Raw genomic sequence first — 14,633 nt, 5'->3', positions numbered from 1 at the left:
AAAGAGAAACCCATGAACCAGGCATTCGTGTACGACGCCGTACGCACGCCCTTCGGTAAGTTCGGTTCCGGCCTTGCCGCTGTCCGTCCCGACGACCTTGCCGCCCACGTGGTCCGCGAGTCCGTGAAGCGGGCGCCCGGGCTGGATGTTGAGCGGATCGACGAGGTGGTGTTCGGCAACGCCAACGGTGCCGGCGAGGAGAACCGCAACGTGGCCCGCATGGCCACGCTGCTCGCTGGCCTGCCGGTCTCGATTCCCGGGACCACCGTCAACCGCCTGTGTGGTTCGTCGTTGGACGCTGCAATCATCGCGTCCCGGCAGATCAACGCCGGCGACGCCGAGCTGATGCTGGTGGGCGGCGCCGAATCCATGTCCCGCGCGCCGTGGGTGCTGCCCAAGACGTCCAAGCCCTACCCCGCCGGCGACATGACCCTGGCGTCCACCACGCTGGGATGGCGGCTGGTGAACCCGGCCATGAACAAGGACTGGACCATTTCCCTGGGCGAGGCCACCGAGCGGCTCAGGGAGAAGTACGGGATCACCCGGGAACGCCAGGATGCTTTTGCGGCTGACTCGCACAACCTGGCCGATGCTGCGTGGAACGAAGGGTTCTACGACAACCTTGTGTCTGCCGTTCCGGGCACGGATCTTGTACGCGACGAAGGCATCCGCGCAGGTTCCTCCGCGGAGAAGCTGGCAGGCTTGAAGACAGTATTCCGGCCTGAGTCTGACGGGCCCGACGGCGGCACGGTCACCGCCGGGAACGCCTCACCTTTGTCCGACGGTGCGTCGGCGGCGTGGATAGGCTCCGAAGCCGCATCCTCGATCCTTGGCCTGGAGCCCTTGGCCCGTATCGCCGGCCGCGGCGCGCATGGCAACGACCCCCAGTTCTTCGGGTACGCCCCGGTGGAGGCAGCCAACAAGGCGCTCGCGAAGGCGGGCATCGGCTGGGACCAGGTGGGCGCCGTCGAACTTAACGAAGCGTTTGCCGCGCAGTCGCTGGCGTGCGTTGATGCGTGGGGGATCGACCCCTCAATCGTGAACCGGCATGGTGGTGCGATCGCCATGGGCCACCCGCTCGGTGCTTCCGGCACTCGCATCCTGGGCACGCTGGCCCGGTCCTTGCAGGCTTCCGGGCAGCGCTGGGGTGTGGCGGCGATCTGCATCGGTGTGGGTCAAGGCCTGGCCGTGGTGCTGGAAAACGTAACCTCTGGTGTTTCGGAAGGAGTCTAAGGGCCATGTTGAATTTCATTGACACTGTTGGCGAGGCCGTGGCCGGGATCAAGGACGGTTCCACGGTGATGATCGGCGGGTTCGGCAATGCCGGGCAGCCGTTCGAGCTGATCGATGCGCTCATGGATTGTGGCGCGAAGGACCTGACCGTGGTGAACAACAACGCCGGCCAGGGTGACCAAGGCCTGGCGCTGCTGATCAAGGAAGGGCGGGTCCGGAAAATGATTTGCTCGTTCCCGCGGCAGTCCGATTCCTGGCACTTCGACGCGAAATACCACGCCGGGGAGATTGAGCTGGAGCTCGTGCCGCAGGGAAACCTGGCCGAACGCATCCGTGCAGCCGGGGCCGGAATTGGCGGGTTTTTCACTCCCACCGGGTACGGCACCACGCTCGCCGAAGGCAAGGAAACCCGGTTCCTCGACGGGAAGTGGCAGGTCTTCGAAACCCCGATCCACGCAGACGTCGCACTGATCAAGGCACTCAAGGCAGACGGCAAGGGCAACCTCGTGTACCGCAAGACCGCCCGTAACTTCGGGCCCATCATGGCCGCCGCCGCAAAGCACACGATTGTCCAGGTTTCGGAGATCGTGCCCACGGGTTCCTTGGATCCGGAGAACGTAGTGACCCCGGGGATTTACGTGAATTCGGTTGTTCGCGTTGGTGCCGTTTCTGAAGGAAAGGTGGCCTGATCATGGGCACGCAGACAAGCATCCAGACGTCCGAGAAGCCCTTGGGACGCGATGAACTCGCCCAGCTGGTTGCCCGTGACATCGCCCCGGGTTCGTTCGTGAACCTTGGCATTGGCCAGCCGACCCTGGTGTCGAACTACCTCACCGAGGACCAGAACATCACCCTCCACACGGAGAACGGGATGCTCGGAATGGGCCCGGCTGCTGAGGGGGACGAGATCGACGGTGACCTGATCAACGCCGGCAAGATCCCCGTCACCGAACTCCCCGGCGCCTCTTACTTCCACCACGCTGACTCGTTCGCGATCATGCGCGGCGGTCACCTGGACATCTGTGTCCTCGGCGCCTTCCAGGTCTCGGCCACGGGAGATCTCGCGAACTGGCACACCGGCGCCCCGGACGCGATCCCCGCCGTCGGAGGTGCCATGGACCTGGCCACCGGAGCCAAGGACGTCTTCGTGATGATGACCTTGCTGACGCGCGAAGGCGTGTCCAAGCTCGTGGAACAGTGCACCTACCCGCTGACCGGCGTCGGCTGCGTGACCCGCGTGTACACGGACAAAGCGGTGTTCCTCACTGGCCCCGAAGGCGTCACAGTCCGTGAAACATTTGGCTGCACGTTCGAGGAAATCCAGGAACTGGTTCCCCTGCCGCTGAAGGCTGCATAGTAGGCCCCGCAAGTCGCACCGCTCCCGTTGTGGGGCCCGCTCTGCAGGGTATTTCGCGCGTGAACCCCGCAGAGCAGGCCCCGCAACGCACCCTAGGATTGGTAACCATGACCGATTCCGCAGTAACCCCTCAGGCCAGCGACCAGTATGTCCAGTCACTGGCCCGCGGGCTCGCCGTGATCCGGGCGTTCGACGCCAACAACCCCGTGATGACACTCAGCGAAGTCGCTGCCCGTACGGACCTGACGCGAGCCACGGCCCGGCGCTTCCTGCACACCCTGGTTGAGCTCGGCTACGTCCGCACCGACGGCAAAACCTTCGCGCTCACGGCCAAGGTGTTGCAGCTGGGCTACTCCTACCTGTCGGCACTCTCCCTTCCGCAATTGGTGCAGCCCCACCTCGAGCAGCTCAGCCTGAAGCTGGGGGAGTCCACCTCTGCCGCGGTTCTGGACGGTCCGGACATCTTCTACGTGGCACGCGTTGCTACCCGCCGGATCATGAACGTCGGCATCACGGTCGGCACCCGATTTCCGGCGTATGCCACGTCCATGGGTCGCGTCCTGCTCGCCGGATTGCCGCCAGCCAAGCTTGAGGCCTACCTTTCGACGGCGGAACTCACCCCTCTCACACCGCGGACCGTCGCCAGCGTGCCAGACTTGAGGGCCGCCGTCGAGCGTGTCCGTACGCAAGGCTGGTGCCTGCTCGATCAGGAGCTCGAACTCGGGCTGATGTCCATCGCGGCGCCCGTGTTTAATCACAACAACGGCGACAACGTCGCGGCCATCAACGTGTCATTGCAAGCCCAGGCGGTTGCAGCGCAGCAGGACCCGGAGAAGTACCTTGAATCCGTGCGGCAGGAAGTCGTGGCCGCGGCCAACGCCATCTCACAGGACGTCTCCGCGAAGCACTGAAGCTACTTCCGGATCGCCGCCAACCGCGTTTCCAGGATCCGCCGGATCATCGAGTCGGGCACAGGATTGTCCGCGGAAAACCGCAGTGTGCCGGGAGACCACGAATATCCACCCAGCTCCTCCGACATCTCCGGCAGGATCTGCCCGCTGAACGGGTACAGGGCCAGGTGCTTCCTGGTTTCCATGACACTCACAAAGCCTTTGCCGTCCACCAGCAGCGCGGGCATGCCGTAGCTGACTCCTTCTTCGGCGTCGGGGGCCAACTCGCGGGCGATCCCAACGATCCGTTCCAGGATGGCGCGGTTGTCGGCGTTAACACTCTCCAGGTATTCAGTGACGGTTCCCATAGGGACATGGTTCACCCAAGAAGACCTGGATGCCACACTTGGGGCATGAGCCCACTCGTCAGTGGTACGTGGAGTCCAGTCGACCAAGACCGCGCCAGGGGTAAAGCCGCCCGGGAGGCCTTGCCGCGGAGTGCCCAGGGAAAGTTCTCGACGCCGGACCGCAGCCCGGTATCGATTCTTGAGGAGCAGCACGCCTCCCGATTGCCGCACCTTGTTCCCGTGCGGGTTGGGCGAATGCTGCAGACGCCCTTCGCCTTCTTCAGGGGAGCCGCCGCCGTGATGGCCGGTGACCTGTCCACGGAGGCGACTACCGGGCACCAAGTGGTGGCTTGCGGCGACGCCCATTTGGCCAACTTCGGTTTGTACGCGTCTCCCGAGCGCCGCTTGGTATTCGACCTCAACGACTTCGACGAGGTCTTCCCGGCGCCATGGGAATGGGACGTCAAGAGGCTCACCGCGAGTATCTGGCTGAGCGGACGCAACAGCGGCCACTCTGAGGAACAATGCCAAACGGCTGCTGAAGCTTCGGCGAGGGGGTACCGGGTGGCGATGCGGAGGTTGTTCGAGGGTACGGCAGCAGAGAGGTACTACTTCCACGTCGATATGGACGTGCTCATGGCAACCATGTCGTCCGGGAGGCTTTCCAGGAAAAACATCCTGGAGAAGGACGTCGAGAAGGCCAAGAGGCGGACCTCCGAACAGGTTCTGGCCAAGATGACTACGGAGACGGTCCAGGGGGAGCGGAGGATCGTCGACCAGTGGCCGTTGGTCTACCACCCTGAAACTACGACGCTGGATCGGGTGAGCGCACTTTTTGACCAGTATCGGGATTCGTTGCGCGCCGATACTGCAGTGCTGGTAAGCCAATACCGGCTGGTGGACGTAGCGTTGCGGGTGGTCGGAGTGGGTAGCGTCGGAACCCGTTGCTGGGTGATCCTGATGCTGGGCCCATCGGAGGAGCCCTTGTTCCTGCAAGCAAAAGAGGTGCAGCGCTCCGTGCTGGAGAGTCACGGAGGCTCCCGACCATCCTCAGATGTTGTCCGGTTGCTGACCAGCTTCGGCCAAGGCTACCGAACCGTGGCTGGCCAGAGGATCATGCAGGCACAATCCGATCCGTTCCTCGGATGGGTGGGCAACGCGGTGGAGGCCGATGGTCAGCCTCGGGACTACTTCGTCCGTCAATTCCGCGACATGAAGGGGTCCTTCGCCGTGGATCAGTTGGGCCCGGGGGCCCTGGCCGACTATGCCCAGCTTTGCGGGGGTGTGCTCGCCCGCGCCCACTCCCAGACTCCCGGCACCGCATTCATCGCGGGCTACCTCGGCCGCTCAGAGCTGTTCGAAAAAGCAATGGGGGGATGGGCGAGACACTACGCTGACCAGACCGAGAAGGACCATGCGGAGTTGGCACGCGCAGTCCGCGCGGGCCGCCTCGGTGCCGAAAACGGCATCTGAACCCGCACGTCCCACAGACTTGGCCTTCCGGGCTTAGCGTTCCGGAATCACCGCGATGCCCTGGATTTCGATCAAGGCCTCTTTCTGCCACAGCCGCGTGACGCCGATGCCGGCCATGGCCGGGTACTGCGATCCGGCCATTTCACGCCAGATGCGTCCGATTTCGCGGCCGTTGGCCATGTAGTCGTCCACGTCCGTGAGGTAGATGGTCACGCTGACCAGGTCCTCAGGCTGACCGCCGGCCTCGCGCAGGGTAGTCAGCACGTTGGTGAATGCCTGCGTGAACTGTTCCACGATGCCGCCGGGAACGATGTTCATGTTCTTGTCCAGCGCGGTTTGTCCGCCCAGGAACACGGTGTTGCCGGCCAGAATGCCGTGCGCAAAGCCCGATGGCTTGGGCAGGGACTCCGGGTTGATCGTCTGGTGGCTCATGCTGTTCCTCCTCGTAATGGCAACTGCAAAAACTTTTGGAAAGCCTCTGTGCAGATCATTTCTGCCGTGCTACGTTGAGCATATGTGACGATCGTAAAAAAGTCGACACATCGAAAAATCTCGAAGGGAACCAGCAATGAAACTTGCCACCTTGCGCACGGCAAACGGAGGTACGACGGCGGCACTCGCCACGGGCGCCGACTCTTACCTGGCGCTTCCGGCCGGCGATGTGGGCGCACTCCTGGGCCAGGCCAACTGGCGGGCCGTGGTGGAAGCTGCGGACGGAGCGGCCATCAGCAACCCGGATTTCGCACCGCTGTTGCCAAACGCCGGCAAAGTGATCTGCTGCGGCCTGAACTACGGTGACCACATCCAGGAGATGGGCCGTGAACTCCCCCAGTACCCCACCCTGTTCGCCAAGTACGCGGACACCCTGGTGGGTGCCAACGACGCTGTAGAAGTCCAGGGCAGCGGCCGCGTCGACTGGGAAGCCGAGCTCGCCGTCGTCGTTGGTTCTGAGCTGTTCCACGCCGATGAGGACCAAGCCCGGCAGGGCATCGCAGGATATACGGTGGCGAACGACGTCTCCATGCGCGACTGGCAGAACCGGACGCTGCAGTGGTTCCAAGGCAAGGCGTGGGACCGTACGACTCCCGTTGGTCCGGTCATGGTCACAGCGGACGAAGCCGGAGAGCATTTCCAGGTCCGCGGCTACGTCAACGGGGAACTGGTGCAGGACGGCAACACCAGCACGCTGGTCTTTGGCCCCGCACAGCTGCTCTCCTACATTTCACAGTTCACCATCCTGCGTCCCGGCGACCTGGTGCTGACGGGAACGCCCGGGGGAGTGGGTATGGGGATGACTCCGCCGCGCTTCCTGGCGGACGGCGACACCCTGGTGACCGAAATCGATGGAATCGGCCGGTTGGAGAACCAGTTCCGGATCCACGCACACGCTGAAGCAACCGTCTAACAACAAAGGAGAAATCCCATGAGCCAGACCACCACCGAATACCGCCTCGAAGGCGACAACTCCATCTACGCCCAGCCCGACGGCAAGGTAGTACCGGTCGTTACCCGCGCCGGTGCCGAGGACACAAACACCGCACAGTCAGGCGACTGCATCCGGGTTTCCGGCGTCAGCATCCAGCACACCCCGGCAACCAAGATCTGGTTCGGCCAGGTATCCAACACCCCCGGGTACCGCTCCCTCCCGCACCACCACGGCGAGGCTGAGACCGGCGGCTACGTCCTCCGCGGCCACGGCCGCATCTATTTCGGCGAGAACTACTCCGAGTTCATCGACATGAAGGCCGGCGACTGGGTGTTCGTGCCGCCATTCATGCCCCACGTCGAAGCCAACATGTCCATCACCGAAGAACTCGTCTGGTTGACGGCTCGCACGCCGGAAAACCTCGTGGTCAACCTCGAGGACGTCCCGGACGAAACCCTCGCCGACTACCGCCGGGCATAAGCAATGATCACTGGAATCCTTACGTCGGAGACGTTCCTTAAGGCCGTGGAGCTCACCCCCGTGGCCGCAGAGGTCTTCGACGAAGCGTATGAAGCAACCACCCAGTACGTGCCGTGGCCAAAAGCCTATGGTGGAGACATGGTGGCGCAGGCTGCGGCTGCGATGATGCGCTCGGTGGATGCTGACAGGCAACTCCACTCGATGCACAGCTACTTCATGCGCCCGGTGGATATCGGCTCCAGCGTCCGTTACGAGGTGGAGCGCTTGCGCGATGGGCGCGGGTACTCCACCAGGACAGTGCGCGGCTTCCAGAACGGCAAACCCGTCTACGCCGCCATGGGTTCCTTCCAGGTTCCCGAGGACGGTCCGGACTTCCAGCCCCAGGCTCCTGCCGCCGTCGAGCCTGAATCGCTGCGGACAGCAGCGGAGGCGCTGGACGGCGTGGACGGCAAGGCAGCTGAGTACTGGTCCACGGGCCGCAGCTTCGACATGAGGCATATTCCCGGTCCGGTATATATCGAGCTGGAAGGCGGCTCTGCACCTCAGCAGGCCATTTGGGTGAAGGCTTTCGACGCCCTGCCTGACGACGCCGACCTCCACCGGACGGCTCTTGCCTACGTGTGCGATTACACCATCCTGGAGCCCCTGCTCCGGGTCAACGGACTCAATTGGTCCAGCCCCGGACTCGCTACCGCGTCCCTGGACCACTCCATGTGGTTCCACCGGGACGGCCGCGCCGACGACTGGGTTCTCTACGCCCAGGACGCGATCTCCGGCCAGAGCAACAGGGGCCTCGCCATGGGCCGCTTCTTCGACCGGGAAGGAAGGCTCCTTGCCACGGTTGCCCAAGAAGGCATGATCCGGGCTGGCGCCTAGCAACTTCCCACCTCCCCAACCACCAGCTTCAACGACGCACCACTGAAAGGAACGGCCATGAGCATGACGCCATCGGCCCACGTGGACACGTTCACCCGCGACCACCTGCCGCCCGCCGACACCTGGCCGGCGCTTGAATTCACTCTTCCTGAACTCCAATACCCTGAGCGGCTCAATGCTGCCGCGGTGCTGATCGACGACGCTGTCGAACAGTTCGGCTCAGACCGTCCCGCCCTGTGGACACCCGATGGCTCCGTCTGGACCTATGGCCAGCTCCAGACGCGTTCCAACCAGGTGGCGCAGGTCCTCACCGAAGATCTCGGTGTTGCTCCCGGCAACCGTGTGCTGCTGCGCGGCCCCAACAACCCGTGGATTGTTGCAGCGTGGCTGGGTGTCCTGAAAGCAGGCGCCGTGGTGGTCACCACCATGCCCATGCTGCGATCCACCGAGGTTTCCACGCTCATCCAGCTCACCAAGCCCGTAGTGGCCATTTCGGACCACCGGTTCGTGGATGAACTCGCGATCGCCGCCGGGAATGACGTCACCGTCCTGACCTATGGAGCCGGCAACGGGTTCGACGACGACGGCGACCTCGCCTCCCGCTGCGGGCACAAGAGCGGGAAGTTCACGGCTGTGGACACGGCCGCCGACGACGTTGCGCTGTTGGGTCCGACGTCCGGCACCACGGGGGTGCCGAAGGTGACCATGCACTTCCACCGGGACATCCTGGCCAACGCCGACACCTTCGCCCGGTACATCCTTCAGCCCACCGCGGACGATGTCTTTGCCGGTTCGCCTCCGCTGGCCTTTACCTTTGGGCTTGGGGGGCTGGTGGTCTTCCCGCTGCGGTTTGGCGCGTCATCGCTCCTGACCGAGAAGGCCGGACCCGTTGAACTGGCCGAGCACGCCTCGAAGGCCGGGGCCACGATCCTTTTCACGGCACCCACGGCCTACCGCGCCATCCTCAAGGAGAAGCGCGGGGACCTCCTGCGTAGCCTGCGGATTGCCGTTTCGGCCGGTGAGCATTTGTCCAAGGAAACCTGGGAAGCCGTACACCAGGCCACCGGGCTGCGTTTGGTCAATGGAATCGGTGCAACTGAGATGCTGCACGTTTTCATTTCCGCTGCCGGTGACGACATCCGCCCCGGGACCACGGGCCGTGCAGTACCGGGGTTCCGGGCGACCATCCTGGACAACGACGGCAACGAGGTTGGCCCAGGCAGCGTCGGACGGCTGGCAGTGATTGGTCCTACGGGATGCCGCTACCTGGACGATCCCCGGCAGGCGAACTACGTGGTGAACGGCTGGAACGTCACAGGTGACACGTTCGCCATGGACGCCGACGGGTACTTCACCTACCAGGCACGTTCGGACAACATGATCGTGTCCTCCGGCTACAACATCGGAGCTCCGGAAGTCGAAACCGCCATCGACCAGCACCCGGACGTGGTGGAAAACGCGGTCATCGGAATTCCGGATGAGGAGCGCGGCAGCATCGTCTGCGCGTTTGTGGTCCTCCGCGACGGCGTCGAAGGAGACGCCGCCAAGCGCAAGGAAATCCAGGACTTCGTCAAGCAGACCATCGCCCCGTACAAGTACCCGCGCGATGTCCGTTTCGTCACCGAACTCCCGCGCAATCCCAGCGGAAAACTTCAGCACTTCAAGCTCCGCGACGGCCTCCTGAAGCCGGACGCTGCGGCAGACGCTGACAAGAACGTACAACTTACCCCTGCCGGCCAGAGCCAGGCCTGAGAAGGAGCAACACCATGAAAATCGCAATCGTTGGAGGCGGCCCGGGCGGCCTGTACTTCGCAGCACTGATGAAGCAGCTGGATCCGTCCCACGACATCACCCTTTGGGAGCGCAACGCTGCCAGCGACACCTTCGGTTTCGGCGTCGTGTTTTCCGATGAGACCCTGGGCGGCATCGGCAACGCCGATCCTGTGGTGGCTGAATACATGAGCCGTCGTTTTGCCCGCTGGTCGGACATCGACATCCACTTCGGCGGCGAGACGATCACCGTTGGCGGCCAGGGCTTCGCTGCCATGAGCCGCAAGGAACTCCTGGAGCTGCTGCAGCGCCGCTGCATCGAACTCAACGTGGACGTTCGGTTCAGCACGGTGGCTCCGCCGGTGGAGGAGCTCGAAGCCAATTACGATCTGGTCCTTGCGGCCGACGGCATCAACTCGCAGATCCGCGCCAAGTACGCCGACGCGTTCCAGCCGGATCTGGACCCCCGCAGCAACAAGTTCATGTGGCTCGGCACCAACCAGGTCTTTGAAGCCTTCAAGTTCTTCGTGAAGGAAACCGAGTGGGGCGTCATGCAGATCCATGGCTACCCGTACTCGGATGAGGGCTCCACCTTCATCGTGGAGATGCACCAGGATGTTTGGCACGCCGCCGGCTTTGACGAGACCGCCAACGAGGTCTTCCCTCCCGGTGTTTCCGACGAAAAGTCGATTGCCAAGATCCGCGAAATCTTCGCCGAAGAGCTGGACGGGTACGACGTCCTGACCAACAACTCCAAGTGGATCAACTTCACTACGGTCCGGAACCAGAGCTGGCGCAAAGACAACGTGGTGCTCCTGGGCGATGCCGCCCACACGGCACACTTCTCCATCGGCTCCGGCACCAAGCTGGCCATGGAAGATTCCCTCGCGTTGGCGGCCTGCCTGCACGAGCACCCCACGGTGCAGGAAGCCTTGGAAGCCTACGAAACCGAACGTCGGCCCGTGGTGGCATCCACGCAGCGCGCAGCCCAGGCATCCCTGGAGTGGTTCGAGCGCATCGGCCAGTACAAGGACCAGGACCCCACCCAGTTCGCGTTCAACCTGCTCACCCGCAGCCGCCGCATCACCCAGGAAAACCTGCGCCTCCGCGATCCCGAATTCGCCGACGCCGTGGACCGCGACTTCGCTTCGTCGCAGGGACTCGCAGAGGTTGCCCCGGCCATGTTCCAGCCGTTCCGCATTGGCGGCCTCGAGCTGAAGAACCGCATCGTGGTCTCCCCGATGGACATGTATTCAGCCACGGACGGCGTTCCCGGTGACTTCCACAAGGTCCACCTGGGCTCCAAGGCCCTGGGTGGTGCCGGGCTGGTCATGACCGAGATGGTCTGCGTCTCGGAAACCGGCCGGATCACCCCCGGTTGCACCGGCCTCTACACGGATGCCCAGCGCGATAGCTGGAAGGAGATCGTTGACTTCGTCCACGGCCGTTCCACCGCCAAGATCGGCGCGCAGTTGGGTCACTCCGGCCGCAAGGGCTCCACCAAGCTCATGTGGGAGGGCATCGACCAGCCGCTTGAGTCCGGCAACTGGACCGCCGTCGGCCCTTCTGCCTTGCCGTACAGCGCCGAAAACCAGACGCCTGTGGAACTGGACCGTGCTGGGATGGACGCCATCAAGGCCGAATTCGTCGCTTCTGCCGTCCGTGCCGAGGAGGCCGGCTTCGACCTCCTTGAAATCCACGCAGCCCACGGCTACCTGCTCTCCTCCTTCCTTTCGCCGGTGTCCAACCAGCGGACCGACGAATACGGCGGCAGCCTGGAGAACAGGCTGCGGTTCCCCTTGGAAGTGTTCGACGCCGTTCGCGCGGTGTGGCCTGCCGGCAAGCCGATGACGGTACGCATCTCCGCGACCGACTGGATCGAGGGCGGCAACACCTCCGATGATTCCGTGGCGATCGCGAAGGCGTTCGTTGAGCACGGCGCCGCGGGCCTGGATGTCTCCACCGGCCAGGTCGCCAAGGAAGAGAAGCCCGCGTTCGGTCGCAGCTACCAGACCCCGTTCGCCGACCGCATCCGTCAGGAAGTCGCCGCTCCGGCAGGCGTGGCAGTGATCGCCGTCGGCGCCATCTCCAGCTACGACGACGTCAACTCCATCCTCCTCGCCGGCCGTGCGGACCTCATCGCGCTCGGCCGCACGCATCTCTACGATCCCCAGTGGACCCTGCACGCTGCGGCTGAACAGGAATACCAGGGCCCGGGCGCCCAGTGGATTCCGCAGTTCCGCGCCGGACGCCGCAAGCCGCCGAGCTCACGCACCGACGCCGTCCGTCCGCGTCTGTCGCTGCTCAAGGAAGTGGACATTGAAGAGGCCACCACGCACCTTCGTTGGACTCCCCGGTCCGACGCAGCATCGGTCCTGGTGAAGTAGTCATGGCAACCGCACCCGTCAATGACTGGAATGTACCCACTAAAACAACCGGCCTGGTATTGTTTTGCTGCTGGATCGCGATCCTCGCAGAGGGATACGACGTCGGAGTCCTCGGCGCAGTGCTCCCGGCCCTGGCTGAGTACAAGGAATGGAACCTCTCGCCGCTGGCACTGGGCGGATTAGGTTCATATGCCCTGATCGGCATGCTTATTGGAGCGCTCTTCATCGGCACCCTGAGTGACCTGGTGGGCCGCAAGAGGATGCTGTTGGCCTCCATGGTCATCTTCACGCTCACCCAGGCAGGCGCAGCGTGGGCACCTACACCGGAACTGTTCGGCCTGTTCCGCCTGATCGGCGGCTTGGGTATGGGCGGTGTCATCCCCGTGGCGGCGGCATTGACCATCGAATACTCGGCCCCGAACAAGCGCTCCTTCAACTACGGGCTCATGTACTCCGGGTACTCCCTGGGCATCGTAGTGGCGGCCCTTGCTGCCTTGTTCGTGCTCCCGATCGGTGGGTGGCGTGCAGTGATCGCCATCGGCGCCGCGCCCGTGGTGCTGCTCCCCATCATCTGGAAGTTCCTCCCCGAGTCCCTCGAATACCTTGAGTCCAAGGGGCGACGGGCTGAGGCCAAGGCGCTGGCGGCCAAACTGCAGATCTCCGACTACCGGCCGGTGGTTCCTGCCGCTCCCGTGCCCGGCGCCCAGGCGGAACCGTGGTGGAGGACGATCACCACGATGTTCTCCCGAAAGTACCTGCGCTCTACGGTCTTCTTCTGGATTTCCCTGTTCCTGGGCCTGCTGCTGGTTTACGGCCTGAACACGTGGCTGCCCAGCATCATGAAGAAGGCCGGTTATGACCTCGGCTCGTCGCTGACATTCCTGCTGGTCTTCAGCCTGGCTTCCGCGATCGGTGGCCTGCTTCTGGGCCGGGCCGCGGACAAGTACGGCAAGAAGCTCATCCTGGTGGTGTTCTACATTCTGGGCGGCCTTGGCATCATGCTGTTGGTCTTCCCCAACACCATGGTGGTCAACCTGCTCTTCGTGGCCTTCGCTGGTATTGGGTCAATCTCAACCTCTCTGGTTTTGACCGGCTACATCGCCGATTACTACCCGTCGAAGGTCCGTGGAACGGCAACCGGCTGGGCGTTAAGCTTCGCCCGGCTTGGTGCCATCTCGGGACCGTTGATCGGTGGCTGGATTGCCGGCTCGAAGCTGCCCTTCGAGGCGAACTTCGCGATCTTCGCCGGTATCGCAGTGCTGGCGGCCGGTGCGGTGGCGTTGATTCCCAAGCCACAACCTGAGGTGCCGGTATCCGCCGTCGACGTCGACCCCGACGACGCCGCAGTCAGCGCCCGTTAGGAACATCGTGGAAAGGCTTCCGGAGGCGTGCGTCGAGCGAACGGTGGAATGGGTGGACACCGACGCCTCCGGACACCAGCACAATTCGGCCATTCTGCGCTGGGTGGAAGCCGCCGAAGCTGAACTCTTCCGGTCACTGGACCTGCCGGAGTATTTCCCCAGCGCGCCCAGGGTCCAGCAGGTCATCAATTACAAAGCCAAGCTGTGGTTCGGCCAGCGCATCACCGCGACGGTGAAGATCAGCGCGCTGGGGCGCACCTCGCTCACCATGGCATTCGAGGTGACGTCCGACGGCGGGGACGTGGCGGCTTTCGGTACGGTCACCACCGTCCACGTACCCAGCGGAGCCACCTCAGCGGAACCGTGGCCGGAGCACTTCGTCCGCAGGATCACCGCGCGGGATGGCACTTAATGACAATGCCAGGGCCCCGGATTGTCATTTAGTGCCATCTCGGCGGGGGATTTTGGAGCCTTAGCGGAGACCCTTCAGGATGTTCTTGGGCCGCTGCATCTCACCATGCTTGGCGCCGAGGATGATGACCCAGGCCGCGAATGCGGGGATGGCCCACTGCAGAGCCTTCAGCTGGGTCTGGGCTGACTTGAGTTCGTCGGAAGCGCCCGCGCGGGGCTCGGTGGCTCCTTCTGCGCCCTCTTCGGAGAGCTCATCGACCTTCTTGCCAACAACGCCCGCGTAGAGCGTGACGGCAGCTCCGGCCAATGTCACCACGGTCTTGTAGATGGTGTTGGCGGCGACGCTGTCCTGCTTCGCGATCCTGCCCTTGTTCTCCCAAGCGATTGCCAGGTCTGAGGCGAGGTGCCCGGCGAAGGCTGCTGTCTGCACAGGAGCCCACTTGCCCCAGCCCTTGCTCGACAACCGGGTACGCTCCGTGGGATCTTTGGCTTCCGCGGCGGCTCCATTCAGCCCAATGGCCCCCATCAGTGAGCCGCCGAACCAGGCCGCGGCCGTAAGGTCGTGAATGGAGCGTGCTACCAGGTTTCCTGCCATGATGTGCTTCCTATCGTTTGAACGGAA

15 protein-coding genes are annotated in these 14,633 nt (G+C 63.8%); 12 read left to right on the top strand and 3 right to left on the bottom strand.

Going from position 1 to position 14,633, the window contains the following annotated elements:
• The first annotated feature begins 12 nt into the window (after positions 1–12).
• The 4 genes from NEK97_RS10160 to NEK97_RS10145 all read left to right on the top strand — a co-directional run bounded on the left by NEK97_RS10160 (position 13) and on the right by NEK97_RS10145 (position 3,501).
• Entirely contained in the window at positions 13–1,233 is a 1,221-nt protein-coding gene (locus tag NEK97_RS10160; RefSeq protein WP_257369787.1) for a thiolase family protein, read from the top strand.
• 5 nt (positions 1,234–1,238) lie between these two features.
• Complete coding sequence (locus tag NEK97_RS10155) at positions 1,239–1,922, top strand: 3-oxoacid CoA-transferase subunit A (RefSeq protein WP_257369786.1); 684 nt, start codon at positions 1,239–1,241, stop codon at positions 1,920–1,922.
• Positions 1,923–1,924: 2 nt separating this feature from the next.
• Complete coding sequence (locus tag NEK97_RS10150) at positions 1,925–2,590, top strand: 3-oxoacid CoA-transferase subunit B (RefSeq protein WP_257369785.1); 666 nt, start codon at positions 1,925–1,927, stop codon at positions 2,588–2,590.
• 107 nt (positions 2,591–2,697) lie between these two features.
• Positions 2,698–3,501 (top strand): IclR family transcriptional regulator C-terminal domain-containing protein, encoded by an 804-nt coding sequence (locus tag NEK97_RS10145; protein ID WP_257369784.1) that lies wholly within the window; start codon positions 2,698–2,700, stop codon positions 3,499–3,501.
• A 2-nt stretch (positions 3,502–3,503) separates the two neighbouring features.
• Here the strand turns inward: NEK97_RS10145 and NEK97_RS10140 are convergent, their stop codons facing one another.
• Positions 3,504–3,848 carry an iron chaperone gene (locus NEK97_RS10140; RefSeq protein WP_257369782.1) on the bottom strand — a complete coding sequence of 115 codons (345 nt, stop codon included), beginning with the start codon at positions 3,846–3,848 and terminating at the stop codon, positions 3,504–3,506.
• A gap of 45 nt (positions 3,849–3,893) precedes the next feature.
• Between NEK97_RS10140 and NEK97_RS10135 the strand changes: the two genes are divergently transcribed.
• Positions 3,894–5,300 carry a DUF2252 domain-containing protein gene (locus NEK97_RS10135; RefSeq protein ID WP_257369781.1) on the top strand — a complete coding sequence of 469 codons (1,407 nt, stop codon included), beginning with the start codon at positions 3,894–3,896 and terminating at the stop codon, positions 5,298–5,300.
• Positions 5,301–5,333: 33 nt separating this feature from the next.
• On the opposite strand, the gene NEK97_RS10130 is transcribed toward NEK97_RS10135, so the two are convergent.
• Complete coding sequence (locus tag NEK97_RS10130; RefSeq protein ID WP_257369779.1) at positions 5,334–5,732, bottom strand: RidA family protein; 399 nt, start codon at positions 5,730–5,732, stop codon at positions 5,334–5,336.
• 136 nt (positions 5,733–5,868) lie between these two features.
• Between NEK97_RS10130 and NEK97_RS10125 the strand changes: the two genes are divergently transcribed.
• From NEK97_RS10125 to NEK97_RS10095, 7 genes are read left to right on the top strand one after another with little or no spacing between them, the layout of a single operon-like run.
• Entirely contained in the window at positions 5,869–6,705 is an 837-nt protein-coding gene (locus tag NEK97_RS10125; protein ID WP_257369778.1) for a fumarylacetoacetate hydrolase family protein, read from the top strand.
• Positions 6,706–6,723: 18 nt separating this feature from the next.
• Positions 6,724–7,206, top strand: coding sequence for a cupin domain-containing protein (locus NEK97_RS10120; RefSeq protein WP_235518381.1), 483 nt, complete (start codon positions 6,724–6,726; stop codon positions 7,204–7,206).
• Between the two features lie 3 nt (positions 7,207–7,209).
• Positions 7,210–8,082, top strand: coding sequence for an acyl-CoA thioesterase II (locus NEK97_RS10115; protein ID WP_257369777.1), 873 nt, complete (start codon positions 7,210–7,212; stop codon positions 8,080–8,082).
• Positions 8,083–8,139: 57 nt separating this feature from the next.
• Positions 8,140–9,834: an AMP-binding protein gene (locus NEK97_RS10110; protein ID WP_257369776.1), complete on the top strand. Its 1,695-nt coding sequence runs from the start codon at positions 8,140–8,142 to the stop codon at positions 9,832–9,834.
• Between the two features lie 14 nt (positions 9,835–9,848).
• Entirely contained in the window at positions 9,849–12,239 is a 2,391-nt protein-coding gene (locus tag NEK97_RS10105; protein ID WP_257369775.1) for a bifunctional salicylyl-CoA 5-hydroxylase/oxidoreductase, read from the top strand.
• A gap of 2 nt (positions 12,240–12,241) precedes the next feature.
• A complete protein-coding gene (locus tag NEK97_RS10100; protein ID WP_257369774.1) occupies positions 12,242–13,600 on the top strand; it encodes an aromatic acid/H+ symport family MFS transporter in 1,359 nt (452 codons plus the stop codon).
• 7 nt (positions 13,601–13,607) lie between these two features.
• On the top strand, positions 13,608–14,012 hold the full coding sequence (locus NEK97_RS10095; RefSeq protein ID WP_257369772.1) for an acyl-CoA thioesterase: 405 nt from the start codon (positions 13,608–13,610) through the stop codon (positions 14,010–14,012).
• Positions 14,013–14,072: 60 nt separating this feature from the next.
• Here the strand turns inward: NEK97_RS10095 and NEK97_RS10090 are convergent, their stop codons facing one another.
• A complete protein-coding gene (locus NEK97_RS10090) occupies positions 14,073–14,606 on the bottom strand; it encodes a hypothetical protein (RefSeq protein WP_257369770.1) in 534 nt (177 codons plus the stop codon).
• Positions 14,607–14,633: the final 27 nt, after the last annotated feature.

The sequence above is a fragment of the Paenarthrobacter sp. UW852 genome, assembly GCF_024608385.1.
GTDB lineage: Bacteria > Actinomycetota > Actinomycetes > Actinomycetales > Micrococcaceae > Arthrobacter.
The sequence above is the reverse complement of the archived record's forward strand: the minus strand, read 5'-3'. Positions and strand labels throughout refer to the sequence as shown.

Excerpts from the sequence above, each read along its gene's own strand:
- NEK97_RS10160 (WP_257369787.1), top strand. The coding sequence starts at position 13 with ATGAACCAGGCATTCGTGTACGACGCCGTACGCACGCCCTTCGGTAAG.
- NEK97_RS10155 (WP_257369786.1), top strand. The coding sequence starts at position 1,239 with ATGTTGAATTTCATTGACACTGTTGGCGAGGCCGTGGCCGGGATCAAG.
- NEK97_RS10150 (WP_257369785.1), top strand. The coding sequence starts at position 1,925 with ATGGGCACGCAGACAAGCATCCAGACGTCCGAGAAGCCCTTGGGACGC.
- NEK97_RS10145 (WP_257369784.1), top strand. The coding sequence starts at position 2,698 with ATGACCGATTCCGCAGTAACCCCTCAGGCCAGCGACCAGTATGTCCAG.
- NEK97_RS10140 (WP_257369782.1), bottom strand. The coding sequence starts at position 3,848 with ATGGGAACCGTCACTGAATACCTGGAGAGTGTTAACGCCGACAACCGC.
- NEK97_RS10135 (WP_257369781.1), top strand. The coding sequence starts at position 3,894 with ATGAGCCCACTCGTCAGTGGTACGTGGAGTCCAGTCGACCAAGACCGC.
- NEK97_RS10130 (WP_257369779.1), bottom strand. The coding sequence starts at position 5,732 with ATGAGCCACCAGACGATCAACCCGGAGTCCCTGCCCAAGCCATCGGGC.
- NEK97_RS10125 (WP_257369778.1), top strand. The coding sequence starts at position 5,869 with ATGAAACTTGCCACCTTGCGCACGGCAAACGGAGGTACGACGGCGGCA.
- NEK97_RS10120 (WP_235518381.1), top strand. The coding sequence starts at position 6,724 with ATGAGCCAGACCACCACCGAATACCGCCTCGAAGGCGACAACTCCATC.
- NEK97_RS10115 (WP_257369777.1), top strand. The coding sequence starts at position 7,210 with ATGATCACTGGAATCCTTACGTCGGAGACGTTCCTTAAGGCCGTGGAG.
- NEK97_RS10110 (WP_257369776.1), top strand. The coding sequence starts at position 8,140 with ATGAGCATGACGCCATCGGCCCACGTGGACACGTTCACCCGCGACCAC.
- NEK97_RS10105 (WP_257369775.1), top strand. The coding sequence starts at position 9,849 with ATGAAAATCGCAATCGTTGGAGGCGGCCCGGGCGGCCTGTACTTCGCA.
- NEK97_RS10100 (WP_257369774.1), top strand. The coding sequence starts at position 12,242 with ATGGCAACCGCACCCGTCAATGACTGGAATGTACCCACTAAAACAACC.
- NEK97_RS10090 (WP_257369770.1), bottom strand. The coding sequence starts at position 14,606 with ATGGCAGGAAACCTGGTAGCACGCTCCATTCACGACCTTACGGCCGCG.